Source organism: Microbacterium sp. Leaf351 (assembly GCF_001423825.1).
Lineage (GTDB): Bacteria > Actinomycetota > Actinomycetes > Actinomycetales > Microbacteriaceae > Microbacterium > Microbacterium ginsengisoli.
Genome location: NZ_LMPK01000018.1, coordinates 55,850 through 58,224 on the forward strand (window position 1 = coordinate 55,850; position 2,375 = coordinate 58,224).

3 protein-coding genes are annotated in these 2,375 nt (G+C 72.6%); 1 reads left to right on the forward strand and 2 read right to left on the reverse strand.

Annotated features, from left to right (window positions below; genetic code table 11):
- Nucleotides 1–123: 123 nt before the first annotated feature.
- The gene (locus tag ASG00_RS07070) at nt 124–996 is read right to left on the reverse strand and encodes an Fpg/Nei family DNA glycosylase (RefSeq protein WP_056207920.1); all 873 of its coding nucleotides are present in this window, start codon (nt 994–996) and stop codon (nt 124–126) included.
- 33 nt (nt 997–1,029) lie between these two features.
- A complete protein-coding gene (locus ASG00_RS07075; protein ID WP_056207922.1) occupies nt 1,030–1,596 on the reverse strand; it encodes a GNAT family N-acetyltransferase in 567 nt (188 codons plus the stop codon).
- A gap of 76 nt (nt 1,597–1,672) precedes the next feature.
- Between ASG00_RS07075 and ASG00_RS07080 the strand changes: the two genes are divergently transcribed.
- Nucleotides 1,673–2,375 (forward strand): alpha/beta hydrolase (locus tag ASG00_RS07080; RefSeq protein WP_082483124.1); only part of this gene is annotated, 703 nt, incomplete at its 3' end.

Here is a 2,375-nt window from a genome sequence, read left to right on the forward strand (position 1 = left end):
CTCGCGGACTGTCACCGCCGGTTCGGATTCTCACCGACCCCGGAGCACGTTGCTGTACTCGAGTGTACTGAACGCCTCCGACACGGATTCATTCCGCGACATGTGGGGACCCGCAGCATCCGCTCAGTGCAGCAGCCGCGACATCCGCCGGTCGGCGAGCGGCGTGCCGCCGGTCTGACACGTCGGGCAGTACTCGAGCGAGCGCTCGGCGAAGAACACCGACCGCACCGTGTCGCCGCAGACCGGGCAGGTCTCGCCGCGCCGGCCGTGCACCTTCATGCCACGCCGCTTGGCGTCCTTCAGGTCGGCCGGGGGCTTTCCGGATGCCTCGGCCACCGCCTCGGCGAGGGTCGCGACCATCGCGTCGTAGAGCCGGGCGACCGTCGCCTCGTCGAGGGTCGCGGCGATCGCGTAGGGCGACAGGTGCGCGGCGTGCAGGATCTCGTCGGAGTAGGCGTTGCCGATGCCCGCGATCGTCGCCTGATCGCGCAGGAGCCCCTTGATCTGCGTGCGACGGCCGGAGAGCAGCGCCACGAAGGCGTCGCGATCGAACGCGGCATCGAGGGGGTCGGGCCCGAGGGTCGCGACCTGCGGTACGTCAGCGGGGCGGCGCACCACCGACACCGACAGCGACTTCTTGGTCGCCGCCTCGGTGAGATCGAACCCGGAGCCGTCGTCGAAGCCGACCCGCAGGGCGATCGGGCTGCGGCCCGGGCGGATCACTGTCGCCGGGAGTGCGTCGTACCAGCGCAGCCACCCCGATTTGGCGAGGTGGAACACGAGATGCAGGTCGCCCGCTGCCGCGGTGGCCGCGATGTCGAGGAACTTGCCGTGCCGCGCCACGCCCGACACGACGGCTCCCTCCAAGGCATGCACCGGCGGATCGAACGTCTTCAGCGCGGCGACGGCCGTCACCCGCACGGTGCTGAAGGTGCGCCCACGCAGCCGCCCGTCGAGAAACTCGACGAGCCCCTGCACCTCCGGCATCTCCGGCATGCGGCCATCCTCGCACGGGTGGATGCCAGCGGGTCAGTCCCCGAGCGGCGGCCAGGGCCGCGGCATCCGATCATCGCTCGCGAGCAGCCCGCCGGCCCAGGCGTCGAAGCGCTCGCCGGCGCCGTTGAGCAACGACTGGCGCAGAAGGCCCTCGTAGCGGATGCCCACGGCGCGGGCGAGGCGTGCGGAGCCGATGTTGCCGACGACCGCCCGCCATTCGATGCGGGACAGCGCCGCGCCGTCGGCGGCGAAGCCGAACGCGATGACCTCGCGCGCGGCCTCCGTCGGGAACCCGCGGCGCCGGCCGCCCGGGGCCATCCAGTAGCCGATCTCGGCGTTTCCGCGCGCGACGCGGTGCAGACCGATCATGCCCACGAGCTCGTCGTCGTGACGGATGCCCCAGGTGAGCTCCGTGCCGTCCTCCCACCACCCGGCGGCCTTCTCGACGAACCCGACCGCGTGCTCGCGCAGGTAGGGCGTCGGCACGGTCGTGTAGCGCTGCACGTCGGGGTCCTGGCAGGCCGCGAAGATCGCGTCGACATCGTCGGACGTCGGAGGCGAGAGCGTGAGCCGGGCGGTGTGGAGCGTGACGGGGGTCATGCCCCGAGAGTAGCGGCGGGGTGCGTGCAGGGAATGCGGGGGCTCGCTACGATCGCCCCGTGAAGGACGTGCACGGATGCCGCTCTCGCTGACCGCGCGCGGCGCCATCGGATGGGATGAGACCGGGCGCGCCGACGACCCGCCGCTCGTGCTGATCCAGGGGCTGGGGTCGCAGCTCGTGGGCTGGGCGCCCGGGTTCACGCGCCTGCTGGCGGACGCCGGGTTCCGGGTCCTCCGCTACGACAATCGCGACGTCGGCCTCTCGCAGCGCTTCCCGGCCGGCGGGTACACCATCGGCGACCTGGCCGATGACCTCGAGGCGCTCCTCGACGACCGCGGCATCGCGGCCGCCCACGTCGTCGGCCAGTCGATGGGCGGGATGGTGGCGCAGGAGCTCGCGCTGCGGCATCCCGAACGCGTGCGGTCTCTCGCCCTCCTCTACACGACCGCCTCGCCTCGGCACCTGCTGCGCGCCGACGTGCTCGACGAGGAGAGCGTGCTCCCGGACCCGCTCGCGCCGACCACCCGGGAGCGGTTCATCCCGTACTACGTGCGCGGTGAGGCGACCTGCGCGTCGAGGGTCTACCCGCAGGACACCTCGTGGCTCACCGAACTCGCCGGCACCGTGTGGGATCGCGGCTGGGAGCCGGACGGCGCGGCGCGGCAACGGGCCGCGATCCGGGCGAGGGGGGACCGGCTCGATGCGGTCGCGGCGATCACAACCCCGACCGTCGTGCTCGCCGGTGATGCTGATCAGCAGATCGACGCGGCCGGGTCGG

Excerpts from the sequence above, each read along its gene's own strand:
- ASG00_RS07070 (WP_056207920.1), bottom strand. The coding sequence starts at position 996 with ATGCCGGAGATGCCGGAGGTGCAGGGGCTCGTCGAGTTTCTCGACGGG.
- ASG00_RS07075 (WP_056207922.1), bottom strand. The coding sequence starts at position 1,596 with ATGACCCCCGTCACGCTCCACACCGCCCGGCTCACGCTCTCGCCTCCG.